This is a genomic window from Microvirga massiliensis, from assembly GCF_001006805.1.
Lineage (GTDB): Bacteria > Pseudomonadota > Alphaproteobacteria > Rhizobiales > Beijerinckiaceae > Microvirga > Microvirga massiliensis.
Genome location: NZ_LN811350.1, coordinates 502,909 through 518,732, shown reverse-complemented (window position 1 = coordinate 518,732; position 15,824 = coordinate 502,909). Strand labels below are relative to the sequence as shown.

16 protein-coding genes are annotated in these 15,824 nt (G+C 61.5%); 9 read left to right on the top strand and 7 right to left on the bottom strand.

Going from position 1 to position 15,824, the window contains the following annotated elements; translation table 11 throughout:
* Positions 1-213: 213 nt before the first annotated feature.
* From BN1233_RS02390 to BN1233_RS02380, 3 genes are all read left to right on the top strand, one after another.
* Complete coding sequence (locus BN1233_RS02390) at positions 214-429, top strand: hypothetical protein (protein ID WP_046861854.1); 216 nt, start codon at positions 214-216, stop codon at positions 427-429.
* Positions 430-691: 262 nt separating this feature from the next.
* Positions 692-1,672 carry an aldo/keto reductase gene (locus tag BN1233_RS02385; protein ID WP_046862399.1) on the top strand — a complete coding sequence of 327 codons (981 nt, stop codon included), beginning with the start codon at positions 692-694 and terminating at the stop codon, positions 1,670-1,672.
* A gap of 23 nt (positions 1,673-1,695) precedes the next feature.
* Entirely contained in the window at positions 1,696-3,141 is a 1,446-nt protein-coding gene (locus BN1233_RS02380; protein WP_082145094.1) for an NAD-dependent succinate-semialdehyde dehydrogenase, read from the top strand.
* Positions 3,142-3,195: 54 nt separating this feature from the next.
* On the opposite strand, the gene BN1233_RS02375 is transcribed toward BN1233_RS02380, so the two are convergent.
* A complete protein-coding gene (locus BN1233_RS02375) occupies positions 3,196-4,146 on the bottom strand; it encodes a zinc-dependent alcohol dehydrogenase family protein (RefSeq protein ID WP_046861853.1) in 951 nt (316 codons plus the stop codon).
* Between the two features lie 428 nt (positions 4,147-4,574).
* Between BN1233_RS02375 and BN1233_RS46590 the strand changes: the two genes are divergently transcribed.
* Complete coding sequence (locus BN1233_RS46590) at positions 4,575-5,099, top strand: hypothetical protein (protein WP_147706929.1); 525 nt, start codon at positions 4,575-4,577, stop codon at positions 5,097-5,099.
* On the opposite strand, the gene BN1233_RS02365 is transcribed toward BN1233_RS46590, so the two are convergent.
* The gene (locus BN1233_RS02365) at positions 5,071-5,445 is read right to left on the bottom strand and encodes a hypothetical protein (RefSeq protein ID WP_046861851.1); all 375 of its coding nucleotides are present in this window, start codon (positions 5,443-5,445) and stop codon (positions 5,071-5,073) included. The genes BN1233_RS46590 and BN1233_RS02365 overlap by 29 nt on opposite strands.
* Positions 5,446-6,078: 633 nt before the next feature.
* Between BN1233_RS02365 and BN1233_RS02360 the strand changes: the two genes are divergently transcribed.
* The gene (locus BN1233_RS02360) at positions 6,079-7,704 is read left to right on the top strand and encodes an MFS transporter (protein ID WP_046861850.1); all 1,626 of its coding nucleotides are present in this window, start codon (positions 6,079-6,081) and stop codon (positions 7,702-7,704) included.
* Positions 7,705-7,760: 56 nt separating this feature from the next.
* Here BN1233_RS02360 and BN1233_RS02355 read toward each other — a convergent pair whose 3' ends face one another.
* Entirely contained in the window at positions 7,761-7,952 is a 192-nt protein-coding gene (locus BN1233_RS02355; protein ID WP_046861849.1) for a hypothetical protein, read from the bottom strand.
* A gap of 491 nt (positions 7,953-8,443) precedes the next feature.
* On the opposite strand from BN1233_RS02355, the gene BN1233_RS02350 reads away from it, so the two are divergent.
* On the top strand, positions 8,444-8,659 hold the full coding sequence (locus tag BN1233_RS02350; RefSeq protein ID WP_046861848.1) for a hypothetical protein: 216 nt from the start codon (positions 8,444-8,446) through the stop codon (positions 8,657-8,659).
* Positions 8,660-8,699: 40 nt separating this feature from the next.
* On the opposite strand, the gene BN1233_RS02345 is transcribed toward BN1233_RS02350, so the two are convergent.
* The 4 genes from BN1233_RS02345 to BN1233_RS02330 all read right to left on the bottom strand — a co-directional run bounded on the left by BN1233_RS02345 (position 8,700) and on the right by BN1233_RS02330 (position 11,931).
* Positions 8,700-9,740 (bottom strand): CobW family GTP-binding protein, encoded by a 1,041-nt coding sequence (locus BN1233_RS02345; RefSeq protein ID WP_046861847.1) that lies wholly within the window; start codon positions 9,738-9,740, stop codon positions 8,700-8,702.
* Positions 9,737-10,051 carry a hypothetical protein gene (locus tag BN1233_RS02340; protein WP_046861846.1) on the bottom strand — a complete coding sequence of 105 codons (315 nt, stop codon included), beginning with the start codon at positions 10,049-10,051 and terminating at the stop codon, positions 9,737-9,739. The genes BN1233_RS02345 and BN1233_RS02340 overlap by 4 nt, the downstream gene beginning before the upstream one ends.
* 50 nt (positions 10,052-10,101) lie before the next feature.
* A complete protein-coding gene (locus BN1233_RS02335; protein WP_046861845.1) occupies positions 10,102-10,983 on the bottom strand; it encodes a polysaccharide deacetylase family protein in 882 nt (293 codons plus the stop codon).
* Positions 10,984-11,151: 168 nt separating this feature from the next.
* Complete coding sequence (locus BN1233_RS02330) at positions 11,152-11,931, bottom strand: FadR/GntR family transcriptional regulator (RefSeq protein WP_052763675.1); 780 nt, start codon at positions 11,929-11,931, stop codon at positions 11,152-11,154.
* Between the two features lie 217 nt (positions 11,932-12,148).
* On the opposite strand from BN1233_RS02330, the gene BN1233_RS02325 reads away from it, so the two are divergent.
* The 3 genes from BN1233_RS02325 to BN1233_RS02315 are packed head-to-tail and all read left to right on the top strand — an operon-like array spanning position 12,149 to position 15,822.
* Complete coding sequence (locus BN1233_RS02325; RefSeq protein WP_046861844.1) at positions 12,149-13,810, top strand: ABC transporter substrate-binding protein; 1,662 nt, start codon at positions 12,149-12,151, stop codon at positions 13,808-13,810.
* Between the two features lie 60 nt (positions 13,811-13,870).
* Positions 13,871-14,815, top strand: a complete 945-nt coding sequence (locus BN1233_RS02320; protein ID WP_147706928.1) for an ABC transporter permease — start codon at positions 13,871-13,873, stop codon at positions 14,813-14,815.
* On the top strand, positions 14,812-15,822 hold the full coding sequence (locus BN1233_RS02315; RefSeq protein ID WP_046861843.1) for an ABC transporter permease subunit: 1,011 nt from the start codon (positions 14,812-14,814) through the stop codon (positions 15,820-15,822). Before BN1233_RS02320 ends, BN1233_RS02315 begins: the two co-directional genes overlap by 4 nt.
* Positions 15,823-15,824: the final 2 nt, after the last annotated feature.

Here is a 15,824-nt window from a genome sequence, read left to right as displayed (position 1 = left end):
GTGGACGGGAGAGCGGCACGGTAACCTACGGCTAACCATGCCTGCATGTCGATGAGCCCGATACCCTCACCGGCGCGTTTTCCGCGCATCCGAGCGTGAGGCGTAACCCATGACAATTCTCGATCCGAAGACCGGCCAGCTTGTCTCCATCGATGGCACGCGGCGTCGTCCGCAGTCCTAACTGTGCCACACTGACCCGCTCGACTGCATCCCATGCGCTACGACGTGCGATCTGACCGAGTCGGCTGGACCGTCTTCGACACCGCAACCGGCCGCCCCGCAGTGCTGGAAGACCTCGTGCTGGTCGAATTGGAACTCGACGTGGCCGAGGATCTCGCAAACCTGCTCAACAGGCGGGATCTGAGCCAGAGCCTGCCCGAACCTGCCGGTCGCACCGTCTCGCAGAGCCGCGGCTCCTGGCGACATTAGCGCATGTCATTCTTTGAGGCTGGCGTCCAAGCTCCCTTCGCCTCCGAAGCTTCCGGCTCCGAGGATCCCGGGTGAATTGAGCCGTGTAGCCACCATGATGGCCGGGATCGCTGCGCCTTCCGGCCCGCTCATCATTAAGACTTCGTGCAGTCGAAACGATGGGATCAAGAGGAACACGCATCTCCTCAGGCCGTTCTCACAGCATCCTTACCCACAGGTACCGATCGCGGCCATGATGCCGCTCGATCCGGGATGGTGTCACATGCAGCTGCGTCGGCTCGGAAATCTGCAGGTCTCTGCCATCGGTCTCGGCTGCATGGGCATGTCGGACTTTTACGGCGGCCGCGACGAGGGCGAAGCAATCGCGACCATTCACCGGGCAATCGAACTCGGCGTCACCTTCCTGGATACGGCCGACATGTATGGCGTCGGCCGGAACGAGGAGCTGGTGGGGCGCGCCATTCGGGACCGACGCGACCGGGTGGTGCTTGCGACCAAGTTCGGCAACGTGCGTGCGCCCGACGGGACGTTTCTGGGGATTAACGGCCGGCCGGACTACGTGCGCCAGGCCTGCGAGGCATCGCTCAGGCGGCTCGGGATCGAGGTGATCGACCTCTATTACCAGCATCGGGTCGACCCCACCACGCCAATCGAGGACACCGTCGGGGCCATGGCCGACCTCGTGCGGGAGGGCAAGGTCCGCCATCTCGGTTTGTCCGAGGCTGGGCCGCAGACGATCCGTCGCGCCCACGCTGTGCACCCGATCGCGGCCCTCCAGACCGAATACTCTCTGTGGAGCCGCGATCCCGAAGGCGAGATCCTCGCAACCGTGCGAGAGCTCGGGATCGGCTTCGTGCCCTATTCACCTTTGGGGCGCGGGTTTCTCACCGGCCAGATCAAGAGCATCGACGATCTCGAGCCCGATGATTATCGCCGCAATGCACCTCGCTTTCAGGGAGAGAACTTCGCCAAGAACCTCGATCTCGTGCGCGAGATCGAGCGGATGGCGCGCGAGAAGAGCTGCACGCCGGCCCAGCTCGCGCTCGCCTGGGTTCTTGCCCAGGGCGATGATATCGTGCCGATTCCCGGCACCAAGCGGCGCAAATACCTGGAAGAGAATGTCGGTGCGCTCGACGTGCGCCTCAGCCGCGAGGACCTCGCGCGCATCGATCAGGTCATCCCACCGGGACTGGCGGCTGGAACCCGTTACGCCGCTCCACAGATGCAAGCGCTTGGCCTCTGAAGCCCGCGCCGAAAGGCACCACCATGGACGAAACCACCCGCCCGCCCGAACGCGACCAGTCCCACTCCCGAGAGCCGTCGAACGCGCCGGACACCAGGCCCCGCCTCTCGACGACGAACCCGGCCACCGGACAGCCGGGACAATCTTATGAAGGACACAGCCGCGACGAGGCCATCGCCATTGCGCAGGCCGTTCGCGGCGCCTTCGAGGAATGGCGACGTACGTCCTTTGCAGAGCGCGCTGCGCTCATGAAGCGGGCCGCAGAGGTACTGCGGCGCCGGAAGGACGAGTTTGCGGAGCTCATGACGGCCGAGATGGGAAAGCTGCTGAAGGACGGCCGGGCCGAGGCCGAGAAATGCGCCTTCAACTGCGATCACTTCGCCGAGAACGCGGAGCGCTATCTTGCGCGCGAACCGGTCGATCTCGCCGGATCGAAGGCCTTCGTGACCTACAACCCGCTCGGGGTCGTGCTCGCCGTGATGCCATGGAACTTCCCGTTCTGGCAGGCCTTCCGCTTCGCGGCCCCGGGGCTCATGGCGGGCAATGCGGCGGTCCTCAAGCACGCCAGCAACGTGCCGGGCTGTGCGCTCGCGATCGAGAGCGTCTTTCGCGAGGCAGGCTTTCCCGAAGACCTCTTCCGCACCGTCCTGATCCCGGGCCGTGACGTCCAGGCGCTGATCGAAAATCCGGCGATCGCAGCGGTCACGCTCACCGGCAGCGTCGAGGCCGGGCGGCAGGTCGCGGGAGCGGCCGGAGCGGTCCTCAAGAAGTCCGTGCTCGAGCTCGGAGGCTCGGACGCCTATCTCGTGCTGGAAGACGCCGAAATCGAGAAGGCGGCTCGCGTCTGCGCGGCGGCCAGGATGGTGAATGGCGGACAGAGCTGCATTGCGGGCAAGCGCTTCATCGCGATCGCGCCCGTGCGGGAGGCCTTCGAGCGCGCCCTCGTTGAAGCGATGCGCTCGTACACGATGGGCGATCCGCGCGACGAGGCCACGAAGCTCGGGCCGATGCAGAGCGTGAAGGCTCGGGACGACATCCACGCGCAGGTGCAGGAGAGCGTGCACAAAGGCGCGCGTCTTCTTCTTGGCGGCGAGGTGCCGGACCAGCCGGGCGCATGGTATCCCGCGACGGTGCTCTCCGGCGTGCAACCCGGCATGCCGGCCTATGACGAGGAGGTGTTCGGGCCCGTGGCGGCCATCATCGAGGCCGCGGACGAAGCAGAGGCGATCCGGATCGCCAACGGATCACAGTTCGGGCTCGGCTCGGGCGTCCTCACGGAAGATCTCGTGCGGGGCGAGCGGATCGCCGCCGAGGATCTCGAGGCCGGATTGAGCTTCGTGAACGGGAATGTGCGGTCCGATCCGCGCATGCCGTTCGGCGGCGTGAAGGATTCGGGCTATGGCCGCGAATGCTCGCATTTCGGCATCCGCGAGTTCACCAACATCAAGAGCGTCGTCGTGGAGCGCTGAAACGCGTTCTGCCTTCTTGTGGCCACCGGATCGGGAGCACTTGGGCAGAGCGCTTCACTCCGTGACCGTGAGGATGATCTTTCCTCTTCCGTGGCCCGAATCGAGCCGCTCGTGCGCCTTTGCGACATCCTCGAGGGGCATGATGGTATCCACGATGACCTTCGCCTGCTCGCGCTCGAAAAGGGGTGTCATTTCGCGGAGGCGTGCGCTCTCGCGGGTGAGGAACGTGCCGAAGAGGGTCTGGTTCTTCATGTAGAGGGCGCTGAGATCCCCGGTCGGCGGCAGGATCGTCGCGATTCGTCCGAATGGCCGCGTGACGAGCGTGCTCATCTCTATATTTCCTCCCGCGGTGTCGAAGGATGCATCGATACCCGCATGGCCGGCTTCGCCGAGGATCTGCTCGGCAACGTCCTGATCCCGATAGTCGATCACCACGTCTGCCCCGAGTTCCTCCAGGAAGGAGTGATTTGCCTTGCTCGCGGTGGCAATGACCTGCGCGCCGGCTGCTTTCGCGAACTGAACTGCGAATGACCCAACCCCGCCGGCACCGCCGTGGATGAGCAAGGTTTCTCCAGGCCTCACTGCAAGGCGCCGGATGACAGCCTCCCAGGCCGTGCCGCCCGCCAGGGGAATGCCGGCCGCCTCGATGTGGCTCAGCCCGTCAGGCTTTCTCGCCACGATGCGCTCGGAGGCTATGGTGAACTCGGCATAGCTCCCGTGCGGGTTGCCGAAGATTTCCGGCGTGAAGAACACCTCGTCGCCAGGCTGCAGCCCGCTCACCGCAGGACCAATCTCCTCGACGATGCCAGAGACGTCGTATCCGAGCACCGCGGGGAACGGGATCCCGGCCCAGCTGCCCGCCTGGCGGATCTTCGCATCGACCGGGTTCGTGCCGGACGCCACGACGCGCACAAGCACCTCGCCCGGACGAGGCTGCGGACGCTCGATTTCCCAAAGCTCGAACACGTCGGGTCCGCCGAACTTCGTGATCACCATCGCACGCATGGAGCCTGCTCCTATTCCTGTCGCAGCCCCAGGTAGAGCGGATCCGATAGACTGGAACTCGGTTGAGCGGAAGATCGGGGCGGATGGCTCTGCGATGCCATACCGAACGTATAAGCTTGTCCTTATCAGAACAGACGGTAAGGCACGTCAAGCATAGACTCAGCAATATAACGAGAACGGACTTCCTTACGTTAGCCTTCTTCAACAATCGACAAACATGATACTCCTATTGACGTTACGTAATGGATGTTGAAAGCTCCACGTCAAGCAGGCGAGTACTTACCTCAGGCTGCGTGCTGCAGGGCACGGGAGCATTTCTGAGGAATTGCCTTTGTTGTCTGCTTCGACCCCGGAGGGGCAGCCGGATTCAGCTCCGGGTCGACGAACCATGGATCCGCAACGAAGATCATTTCGTCATGGGCAGATACATGCTGAAGACCACAACCATTGCAGCAGTCGCCGCGTTCGGGTTGGGAATCGGTTGGCTTTCCCTGGCCGATGCATCACCCGAGGAGGAAATCGCCCGGCTCGACCGGGTCCGGCAGAACCTGTTTGAGGAGCTCGTGCAGACGCGTCGCGAAGTAGCTTCCCTACGCGCCGAGCTGGAAGCGATGACTAAAGCCCGGGATCAGGCCGAGGCTGAACTCGCCCGCCTGAAACAGCAGGCCGCGTCGCCCAAACCGGAGGCGCAGGAGGCCGGCCTCGCTGTGAGCAAGGAAGAGGCTGCCAGACAGCCAGAGGCCGGACAGGCCGATGATGCATCGCCGAAGGATGTAGCCCCAAGGCACGCCGCCCATCCGGCGCCTGCAGCGGGAGCACCACCTCGCCGCAAGGTGAGATTGGCTGTGTCCAAGCGCGAGACCATGCGTCCGGAGAACACTCATCCGGTGCGGCGTGCTTCAGATGCTCCCGCCCCAACTCTTCCTAGCGTGCTGCAACTGCAGCATCCGTGATCGTGGCACGCCCACGCCGGTCGATGCGGCAGTCGATGTCACCCTGACGGACTTCGCGCCCCTTTGGCGTCGTATAGACGACGCCGACCTCGATCGGGGCCACTTGGCCTCTTCCGGTCCGTCGCATCGGGCCGGCGCTCGTGGCCTCCACCCGGATCAGTTCCACGTTCAGGTCGGCGGCATGGGCCCTGGCCGCCGTGAGGGCGACCTGCCAGCATTTCTGGACGACTTCGATCGGTGTCCCGGGCCGATGCTGGAGGTGGGGTATCTCGGCCTGCCGCGCAGTGTAACTGGCATATCCGCCGATTCCAGCCGAGGCGGCTAGGAGAAGCGCAACCCAAAGCATGTCACAACGCCAATGGCGTCCCTCACAAGTCTAGTCCAGAGCAGGCCGCCGTGAATCACGCCCGGACAACGCTGGCTTCTTGAAGAACTTCACATCCGGCCAACGGGTTCCAGCATGCATGTTCGAGTTGAGCGATCAGTCGAGACGAAGCCGATGCGGAACTCCCCCATTCCGGAATCGAAGTCGGGATTTTCTTGGCGTAGGACCTAAGCGGAACGTGGAGCGCTTTGCGATTACGTAGTCATCGTTTTGCTCACGGCATCGCAACGAACGCCGCATTCTCGCTTGCCGATTGCAATGTGCCTGCGGAAGTCACCGGCTTCACGCCACTCTCGACGTCGGCGCCGCCACCCTGACTCGGACGTTTCGCTCATCGAGGGAGAGGCGAAGCCAAGGCTGCGCACATCACCTCCCTTGACGGGAGAGGTCGGCTGCGCAGCCAGGTGAGGGGGCACCACCGCGCTTTCCGCAATTGTACACCCATTCTCGAAGTGCTGTCCTCGACGTAAAAGCGCGCTAGGTTGGCCTTCGTCGCTCCTTGGCGGTGACGCTCGGCCCACCTCCGACCATAGCTTGTGCATTCACCACTGACCCTTCTCTTTCGAGGCTGCGGCCCGCAGTTGAACCTGACCCATGACCAGCACGTCGCCATTGGCTCCCTTCCGGCATGGCATCTTCCGTGCGGTCTGGTTCGCAACGCTCGCCTCCAACTTCGGCGGATTGATTCAGGTGGTGGGCGCCTCGTGGATGATGACGTCCATCGCCTCGGCGGATCTGGTCGCCCTGGTTCAGGCCTCGACGACGTTGCCGATCATGCTCTTCTCGCTCGCGGCCGGCGCGATCGCGGACAATTACGACCGGCGCCACGTGATGGTGGTGGCTCAGCTCTTCATGCTGGTCGTTTCGGTGGCGCTGACGGTGTGCACCTATCTCGGCCTGATCACGCCATGGCTGCTTCTAACCTTCACGTTCCTGATCGGTTGCGGAACGGCCCTGAACGGCCCGGCCTGGCAATCCTCCGTCGGTGAGATGGTGCCCCGTTCGGATTTGGCAGGGGCGGTCACCCTCAACAGCATGGGCTTCAACATCGCGAGGAGCGTCGGACCGGCCATCGGCGGATTCATCGTCGCGGCGGCCGGCGCCGCCGCAGCCTTTGCGGTGAACTCCGTCAGCTATATCGCGCTGATCATCGTACTCGCCCGGTGGAGGCCCGAGCGGGCGCCTCGGACGCTGCCGCCCGAGACTCTCCGCATCGCGATGGGCGCGGGCATCCGCTACGTCGCGATGTCTCCGACGATTAGAAACGTCCTGTTGCGGAGCTTCGTGTTCGGTTTCGCGGCGAGCGCCATTCAAGCCCTGATGCCTCTCGTCGCGCGAGATCTCGTGCGAGGCGGGCCGGTGACGTTCGGTCTACTGCTCGGCGCCTTCGGGGCGGGTGCCGTCGGCAGTGCATTGGTGATCAACCGCTTGCGTCAAACGCTCGCCGTCGAGGCGCTGGTGCGCCTCGGGTTCGTCGGCTTCGGCCTCTGCGCGGTAGCGACGGCGCTGAGCTCCAGCACGCCCGTCACGATGGCCGCTATGGCACTGGGAGGGGCCTGCTGGGTGCTGGCCCTGTCGACGTTCAACGTGACCGTCCAGCTCTCTGCGCCGCGCTGGGTGGTCGGCCGCGCCCTCGCCCTCTACCAGACCGCAGCCTTCGGCGGCATGGCTCTCGGGAGCTGGATCTGGGGCCTGCTCGCGGAGGAAGTCGGCGCCGGGGATGCGCTACTCGTCTCGGCCGCGGCTCACCTGGTCGGGGTTGCAATCGGCCTGTTCCTCGCGCTGCCGAATCTCGACGAGACCAGCCTCGAGCCGCTCAGACGGTGGACCGAGCCGAAAATCGCGCTCGACATCCAGCCCCGCAGCGGTCCCATCGTGATCACGATCGAATACCTCATCGCCCGGGAGGACGAGGTCGAGTTCCTGACCGTGATGGCCGAGCGCCGCCGCATCCGCCGTCGCGACGGAGCGCGCCACTGGCGGCTGCTCCGCGACCTGTCGACACCGGAGCTATGGGTCGAACGCTACGACACGCCGACATGGCTCGACTACGTCCGGCACAATCAGCGGATCACGCAGGCCGATGCGAGGATCGGCGAGCGTCTCCGGGCGCTCCACCGCGGACCGGAGCCACCCCGGGTTCACCGCTCGATCGAGCGCCAGACCGGTTCGCTTCCGGTCACGCAGCTCCCGCTCGCGCGGCATGCCGATGAGCATTGATCTCGATGTGAGGCGGGCCGGAGCACCGAGGCTGTCGGAGCGGCAACAGGGCCCGGTCAGTTCACCAGCTGCTTCGAGATGATCAGGACATTGGCGGCGACATAGGTCAGCACGATCGGCCCAGCGCACTGGCTCGCCATTGCGAGAATGCCGCGACCGGGCCTCGCGCCCTCTCTCGTGCCGGGAACCCGTCCGTTGTCGTTGCAGGCACCATAGCCGTGACGTGAATCGTGCCACCGGGCAAGCATCGCCGCCTCCTCTCCCTTGCCCATTCATGGGCCGAAACCGGCGAGAGTTACGTGCGTCAGAGCACACATCTGCCGTTACGGGAGGACGGGCCCCTCAGCAGACCATCTCCCGTCGTTGTGGGTGGAGCGAAACTCTCAAGGTGCGCGCGTGGCCCTGGAGGGCTTCGCCTTCGTTCGTAATGACGGGAGTGGGTCCAGAGTTTGTGGCTTCTTCGTCATTGCGGACGAAGTTAAGCAATCCAGGCCATCGGCTCAGCATGAATCACTTCGCCTGCGGCGCGCAATCGCGAAGAGGAATAGGTGTATCATGAGAATTGAACGGAATGAGAAACATTATTTTCTCCTTTCCCGTGTCACGCCTCATCGATGCGATGACCTTCCTTCCACGAGGCGTGACGTCGTCGCAGTCCCTACCCCGACGTGAATTGCCTCACAAACGGAACGGGTCATTCGGGATATGGCGCTGATCCCGAAAGTGCCGGAGATTCGAAATGTCGATAATGGATGAACTCAGGCAGGTCTGGGAGCAGGTGCCAGTCCTCGAGGGATCGATCCGCGATCTTCTGCCCTGGCCGACAGGAGATTCGCGCATCGTCCTCTGGGCCAGCGCCTTCACGCTCTTTTCTCTCCTCGTGGCAATTCCCACGATCGTCATTGCGAGACTGACCGAAAGCGTCGCACGGCGCTTTCCACCATCCTCCTTTTAGGACATTCCGCCGGGAGCCATGGCCGCCCGGCCGATCGGAATCAGCGCAGTCCCGGACTGGCCCCCAGCGCCTGAAAGCGCTCCAGAGATCCGCGAATGACCGCCTCATCGAGCCCGCGGACGATGAAGACGAGGCGGGACTGCCGGTCCTCGAAGGGCCAAGCATCCAGATGGGCCGGATTGTGAACCAGATGCTGAACGCACTGGACCACGACCGGAGCGGCGGAATCGGCGATGTTCAGAATTCCCTTAATGCGGAGGATGTCGCTGCCGTGCCGGTGGAGGAGAAGCGTAAGCCAGATTCCGAAGGCCGCCCACTCGATCGGCCGGTCCAGCGTCAGACAGAATGCGCGGATGTCGCGCGCGTGCCGGCTTCTGTCCGGGGCATGATCATGCGCGTGCTCGTGTGATGCGTGGCGCTCCGCCTCGAGCCAGTTCCGCACCTCGGCACTGCGGGTCCTCTCGTCCCAGGCCTCCCGGCCGAGCACCAGGTCGGGGTCTACGTCGCCCTCCACAGCGCGGAGAATGGGTGCTGCCGGATTGAGGCGGTGCAGCGCATGGTGCAACGCAGTGATCATCGTCTCGCCGGCGAGGTCGGATTTCGTGATGACGAGGCGATCGGCGACGGCGGCCTGTTTCAGCGTCTCCGGATGCTCCTCCAGATTGGCAAGTCCATTTACTCCGTCGACGGTGGTGATGACGTTTCCGAGATGAAAATGATGCTGCAGGACCGGATCGTGCAGCACCGTCGACAGAATCGGCGTCGGGTCGGCAAGCCCCGTCGTCTCAATCGCGAGCCGCATGAAAGGTGGCACCTGACCGCGCTCGCGCCGCGAATAGAGATCGAGAATCGCCTTCGAGAGATCTCCCCGGATCGTGCAGCAGATGCAGCCGGACTGCAGGAGCACGATATCCTCATCCACTGTTTCGACGAGCAGGTGATCGAGCCCGACCTCACCGAACTCGTTGATGAGCACCGCCGTATCGGCCAAAGCCGGCGACGCGAGCAATCGCTTCAGGACGGTTGTCTTGCCGCTGCCGAGGAAGCCCGTGAGGACGTTGACGGGCAGAGAATCCGTCATCGGCCTCTCCCTTGGGCGATCTCGTCGAGATGGGCGAGGAGCCCGGGGTCGAGCGGATCGAGCGCCCGCCCCGCTACGGTCTCCGCCTTCGGCCAGAGATCGGATAGCGTGCTTGCCAGTTCCGTCCGGCCCGTCGGCCCGCAAACCGCGATCGCGGTGCCGTGCCAGTCATCGACGCGCACACGATACAGCGACAGGACATCGTTCAGGAGCGCGGCGCGGCGAAGCCGCGCCTGCCGAGGCGTCGGACTTGCCGCACCAGGGCCGTCGGCCCAATGCGCGACACCGAGCATTCCACACAAGCCGCACATCGATCGTCACTCCTGGAGCAGCCAGCGCGTCGGAGCGCTGGCAAACCATGCTACTTCTTCCGCGGGCTACGCCGCGCGAAATCGTCCGCCATCTCGTTCATCGTGCAGAAACGCACGCCGGGATGGCGGATCATATGACTGTAGAGCCGCTCCAGCATCATCAGCACGTGCGGCCGCCCCGAGACGTCCGGATGGATCGTGATCGGGAAAACGGCGTAATCATATTCGCGATAGACCCAATCGAACTGATCGCGCCACATCTGCTCGATATCGTGCGGATTGACGAAGCCGTGACTGTTCGGAGACTTCTTGATGAACATCATCGGCGGCAGGTCGTCGAGATGCCAGCTCGCCGGGATTTCGATGAGATCCGTCTCCTGGCCGCGCACCAGCGGCTTCATCCAGGCTTCCGGCTGCTTCGAATAGTCGATCTTCGTCCACTTATCCCCGACCCGGACGTAATAGGGCTGGAAATCGTGGTGCATCAGGCTGTGATCGTATTTGATCCCCTTCTTGAGCAGCAACTCGTTCGTGACCGGGCTGAACTCCCACCACGGCGCCACGTAGCCGGTCGGCGGCTTTCCCTGCAGCTTGGTGATGAGCTCGATGGCCTTGTCGAGAACCTTCTCCTCCTGCTCCGGCGTCATCGCGATCGGATTCTCGTGGCTGTAGCCGTGCATTCCGATTTCGTGCCCGGCCTCGGCGACCTGCCTCATCTGCTCCGGAAAGGTCTCGACCGAATGACCGGGGATGAACCAGGTGGTCTTGATGCCCCAGCGCTCGAAAAGCTTCACGAGCCGCGGGCTGCCGACCTCGCCCGCGAAGAGGCCGCGTGAAATATCGTCGGGCGAATCCTCACCGCCATAGGAGCCGAGCCAACCCGCTACGGCATCGACGTCGACGCCAAATCCACACAAGATCTCTTTCGCCATCTTTCCCTCCTCCACTGCCGGGGATCAAAAAACGGTTCATTCAACCGTCCTGTTCTGTATTTCGTTCAGCCGGCAAGCTCGGCAACGGTAGCCGTGCCGCGACGTAGTCCTGCGTCTTGTCCATGCGCGATGCGATAGTCCCGCCGGTGGTTACGAGAACGACTTTTCTCATCTAATGCCCTCGGTGTTCGCGCAACCTGACGGGGCATGGGAGCAGTCTTTGGCTTGGCGCCCAGCCGACCTCGGCGTGTCGCTCAGCGCGATGCCGGCGCGGTCGGCAGTACGCGCAATGTGGAGCCGCATGTAGTACTCGGCCCCCTCCGGATCACGCCGGCTAATGGCCTGAACGAGCTTTTCGTGTTCGTCGACGGTTTCCCAGACTCGCTCGTGTCGCGCCACAGGGAGGCGTTGGCTTTCGAGGAAAATCGTCCGGTAATTCTCATGAAGGTCAGCCAGGATTCGGTTCTTCGACAGCAACATAATCCGGTGATGCAGCTCAAAGTCGAACTGCGATGACGCGACAAAGTCAAGCGTTCGCGTTGCTTCCTTATGCTGCCGAACAACCAACTTTAGTTTCGCAATTTCTTCTTCTGCAATCGCCATCGCAGCGAGCCGAGCAGCATATCCCTCGGCCAAATGACGCAATTGATACACTTCCTCTAGCGAGTACAGCTTGCTGAACCTCCAGTCCGGCAGCGGCACTGCCGTTCCGGTGCCGGGCAGGACTTCGCAGACGAAGGTTCCGCGCCCGTGCTCAATACGGACAAGGCCGAGAGTCTCGAGAACCGACATCGCTTCCCGAAGCGAGGCGCGGCTGACTGAAAGCTGGTTGGCAAGTTGTCGCTCGGACGGCAGGCGGGTTCCCAGCGGAATTTCACCGCTCAGGATCATTGCCTGGATCCTCTGCACGGCCGTCTGTGGAACCACGGGGCGACGGGTCAGGATCATTTTTGGACTCTTCCACCATCCTAGTCCGACCTACCCTAGAGGTATGACCTCTTGCTGCGAGAATCTACGGCGGATTTTCCTGCCGAGTATGCCTCGGTCTTGAACTTGGTCAAGATTCCCGTTGACATAAAGCGCGCACTGTGGATCGAATACTAGGAGAGGTCTGACCAATCTAAGGACCCGAATACGATTTCTGGGATCCCAGGAGGAACGTCCTATGGCTGATCATATGAAGTATGTGTTCGACCACCTTGATCGGCGGCAGTTCATAAGAGCCGCAGCGGCCGTCGGCGCCGCGGCAGCTACACCAAAGATGTTCACTGAAGAGGCCCAGGCGCAAGGCCAGGCGAATACACTGGTGATCGCAGCTCCGGCGACACCACAGGGCCTCGATATTGAGTTTGACGTCAGTCTTGGCTCAATCGACTCGCTTGGCGCTCTCTACGAGTACATGCTCGCCTATGAAAAGATTCCTGATCCGCAGAACCCGAATGTCTTGCGCGAAGATACTGCCGTTCACTCCGAGAAGAAGAGCGGCCTTGCGCTGCGGGGGCGGCTCGCGACCGACTGGGAAATTTCTGACGACGGCCGAAAGGCCACATTCAAGTTGCGTGAAGGCGTGAAGAGCAATTGGGGCAACCCATTCTCAGCCGAGGATGTGAAATGGACCTGGGACCGGAAGTTTAATCTGAAGGGCCAAGGGATTTTCCAGACCTCGGTTCTCGGTCTCAAGCACCCTGATCAGGTCAAGATCGAAGGACCCATGGCAATCTCTTTCAATCTCGAGAAGCCAAGCCCGATACTCCTGAAACAGCAATGCAATCTCGCCAACCCAATCTACGACAGCAAGAAGATCAAGGAGGTCGGCGGATCGGACGATCCCTGGGGCGTCAAGTTCCTCCAGAACGAGAGTGCAGGATTTGGTCCTTACAGGTTGCGGCAGCTCACCCGTGGCCAGCAAGCCGTATTCGAAGCACGCGACGACTACTGGGATGAAAAGCCCTTCATGAAGACAGTGGTCATGCGTGAGGTTCCGACCTCAGCCTCTCGCCTGTCACTGTTACAGGGCGGCGCCGTCGATATCGCGCAATTTCTGCAGCCGCGCGAATACAACAGCCTTAAGGGCAACCCGGCCGCGACCTTCGATGCCGTGAACGCCTCCTACATGATCTGGCTTGAACTCAATGCAAAGATCAAGCCGTTCGACAACGTCAAGGTTCGGCAAGCCATGAACCTTGCTCTCCCGCAGGAAGAGATTGTTCGAACCGTCTATTACGGCCTTGCGGACCCGCAGAAAGCGCCAATGCCTTACATCTACCCCATGGCGAATCTCGAGTATTACCGCTATGGCTACAATATAGAGGCTGCGAAGAAGCTGCTTGCGGAAGCTGGCTTTTCGGATGGCTTCAAGACCACTCTAAGCTACAATGCCGGTGATCCGACCCAGGAACCGATCGCGCTTCTCTATCAGACCGCATTGCGCCAGATCGGGGTCGATATTCAACTCGATAAGCTACCGGCAGGCGTCTTCTACGAAAACGTTACGAAGCGGCAAAAGCCGATCATCTTCTACCTCGACTCTCCCTGGACGCCCGATCCCGGCTATTCGATGTTCTTGTATTTTCATAATAAAAGCTACGTAAACTATAGCAACTACAACAATACGAACGTCGACCAGCTGATCGAGAGCGGGCTCGAGACACTAGATGACAACGAACGCAAGAGAATCTACGACGAAGTTCAAAAAATCGTAATGGATGAAGCTCCTTGGGGCTTCATCGCCTACCCAAAATACACATTAGCACGAAAGTCCAATCTGAAAGGTTTGACATACTACACATCTAACAATCTTCGATTCCAAGATTTCACGCGTGGATGATTCGACAGGGGCCCGCCCTCGGCGGGCCCCCACGTCTCTAGGTTCATAGAGGCGCCTCAAGTGGATAAGTACCTTTCATCGATGCGGCTGGTCGGGATCATAGCATGGGCCCGCCCGAGCTTTGTCCTGGGATATGTAATCGTCCTTACTGCGGTTCTGGCTGCCATTCTGGCCCCGCTGATCGCGCCATATTCGCCGATCGAAGCCGACCCATCACAGTTCCTTGAACCTCCGAGCTGGAATCACCTCTTCGGCACGGATGCGGTTGGCATGGATATTTTCAGCCGGACGATCTACGCACCACGCGTCGATCTTACCATCGCTGTCGCCGGGACGCTGCTCTCTGCTATCGTTGGCACATTCATTGGCGCGCTGGTAGGCTATTATAGCTCGGGACGCGGCGTACGCGTCTGGGCTGCCTATGCGGTCATGCGAGCGGCCGATGTCCTCCAGGCGTTTCCGGTTTTCGTGTTTGCAATCGCACTCGTGGCGAGCCTCGGACAAAGCATCCAGACGGTCGTGCTTGCGATCGCTTTTGTCAATGCGCCAATATACCTGCGCCTCATGCGAGCTCAGGTTATGTCAATTCGGGAGATGCGGTACGTTGAGGCCTCCCTGGTCGCCGGACTTTCCGACCTGCAAACCATCCTGCGCCACATTGTACCGAACGCGATTGGACCCATTCTCGCGCAGCTCTCAATCAATATCGGCTGGGCCATCCTCCTGACCGCCGGTCTCAGTTTCATCGGGGCCGGCGTCCGTGCTCCGACGCCCGAGTGGGGGAGCATGATAGCAATGGGCTTCCAAAACGTCGTGACCGGGCAATGGTGGCCTTCTGTCTTTCCCGGCTTGGCGCTCGCAATTACAGTTTTCGGATTTTCGCTCGTTGGGCTCAGCATTGAAGTGTTCGCCGATCCAGTTAAACGGCGTGCACTCGTACGCGACCTCGAAACTATTCGGATACGACGCAGTGATGTCAAAGCTGCCCGGGAAGCTGCATCATGATGCTCGTAGCCTACATTGGACGGCGCTTGCTCTTCATAGCGCCACAGCTCCTGGGAATCGTCCTCGTCAGCTTTCTGTTGGTCAAGTCAATTCCTGGCGACCCTGCCGTCCTCATGCTGGGACCCACAGCTACTCCCGAAGCGATTGCGTCGCTTCGTTCAAAGCTCGGGCTCGATCATTCGCTCCCTGTACAGTTCTGGATTTACCTGAAGGATCTTGCACAAGGTGATCTTGGTACATCGTGGCAGACAACTCGTCCGGTGCTCGAGGATCTGATCCAACGTTTTCCGGCTACGCTCGAGCTCGTGACATTCGGACTCCTGGTCGCCGTGCTGATCGGCGTTCCCCTCGGCCTCGCCTCGACTTTCAAGGAGAAAGGCGTCGTTGCTCGTATAGCTGATTTCTACGGTCTTGGCGCAGGAGCCGTGCCCGACTTTTGGCTCGCCCTGGTACTCATTTTCATATTCTACACTCTTCTCCAATGGGTGCCGGCACCTCTGGGCCGGATCGACTTTGCTGTGATACCGCCGCCGACCGTGACCGGCATGCTGACCATAGACTCTCTCCTTGCCGGCGATTGGAGCGCCTTTCGGTCATCGGTGGCCCACCTTGTGCTTCCGGTTCTGACACTCGGCCTAGTCAATGCCGGACCAATTTTGAAAATGACCCAGTCATCAATGGAGAAGATGATTCAGTCGGATTTCAGCCGTTATGAGGTTCTTTGCGGGATCCCGCATCATCTCGTGATGCGCCACGCCCTTCGTAACGCTCTGCCATCCATCGTCACGATCATAAGCGTGCTCTATGGCTACCTCATCGGTGGAGCAGTTCTCGTTGAGATCGTCTTCAGTTGGGGAGGTGCGGGCCAATACGCGGTTCAGGGGGTGCTCAACTCCGATCTCTACCCCGTTCTCGGCTTTGTCCTGTTTTCCGCGATTTTTTCGTTGTTCGTCTATCTCATCGTTGATCTGATCTATTTCATGATCGACCCGAGGATTGGGCATTAAGG

Excerpts from the sequence above, each read along its gene's own strand:
- BN1233_RS02390 (WP_046861854.1), top strand. The coding sequence starts at position 214 with ATGCGCTACGACGTGCGATCTGACCGAGTCGGCTGGACCGTCTTCGAC.
- BN1233_RS02385 (WP_046862399.1), top strand. The coding sequence starts at position 692 with ATGCAGCTGCGTCGGCTCGGAAATCTGCAGGTCTCTGCCATCGGTCTC.
- BN1233_RS02380 (WP_082145094.1), top strand. The coding sequence starts at position 1,696 with ATGGACGAAACCACCCGCCCGCCCGAACGCGACCAGTCCCACTCCCGA.
- BN1233_RS02375 (WP_046861853.1), bottom strand. The coding sequence starts at position 4,146 with ATGCGTGCGATGGTGATCACGAAGTTCGGCGGACCCGACGTGTTCGAG.
- BN1233_RS46590 (WP_147706929.1), top strand. The coding sequence starts at position 4,575 with ATGCTGAAGACCACAACCATTGCAGCAGTCGCCGCGTTCGGGTTGGGA.
- BN1233_RS02365 (WP_046861851.1), bottom strand. The coding sequence starts at position 5,445 with ATGCTTTGGGTTGCGCTTCTCCTAGCCGCCTCGGCTGGAATCGGCGGA.
- BN1233_RS02360 (WP_046861850.1), top strand. The coding sequence starts at position 6,079 with ATGACCAGCACGTCGCCATTGGCTCCCTTCCGGCATGGCATCTTCCGT.
- BN1233_RS02355 (WP_046861849.1), bottom strand. The coding sequence starts at position 7,952 with ATGCTTGCCCGGTGGCACGATTCACGTCACGGCTATGGTGCCTGCAAC.
- BN1233_RS02350 (WP_046861848.1), top strand. The coding sequence starts at position 8,444 with ATGTCGATAATGGATGAACTCAGGCAGGTCTGGGAGCAGGTGCCAGTC.
- BN1233_RS02345 (WP_046861847.1), bottom strand. The coding sequence starts at position 9,740 with ATGACGGATTCTCTGCCCGTCAACGTCCTCACGGGCTTCCTCGGCAGC.
- BN1233_RS02340 (WP_046861846.1), bottom strand. The coding sequence starts at position 10,051 with ATGTGCGGCTTGTGTGGAATGCTCGGTGTCGCGCATTGGGCCGACGGC.
- BN1233_RS02335 (WP_046861845.1), bottom strand. The coding sequence starts at position 10,983 with ATGGCGAAAGAGATCTTGTGTGGATTTGGCGTCGACGTCGATGCCGTA.
- BN1233_RS02330 (WP_052763675.1), bottom strand. The coding sequence starts at position 11,931 with ATGATCCTGACCCGTCGCCCCGTGGTTCCACAGACGGCCGTGCAGAGG.
- BN1233_RS02325 (WP_046861844.1), top strand. The coding sequence starts at position 12,149 with ATGGCTGATCATATGAAGTATGTGTTCGACCACCTTGATCGGCGGCAG.
- BN1233_RS02315 (WP_046861843.1), top strand. The coding sequence starts at position 14,812 with ATGATGCTCGTAGCCTACATTGGACGGCGCTTGCTCTTCATAGCGCCA.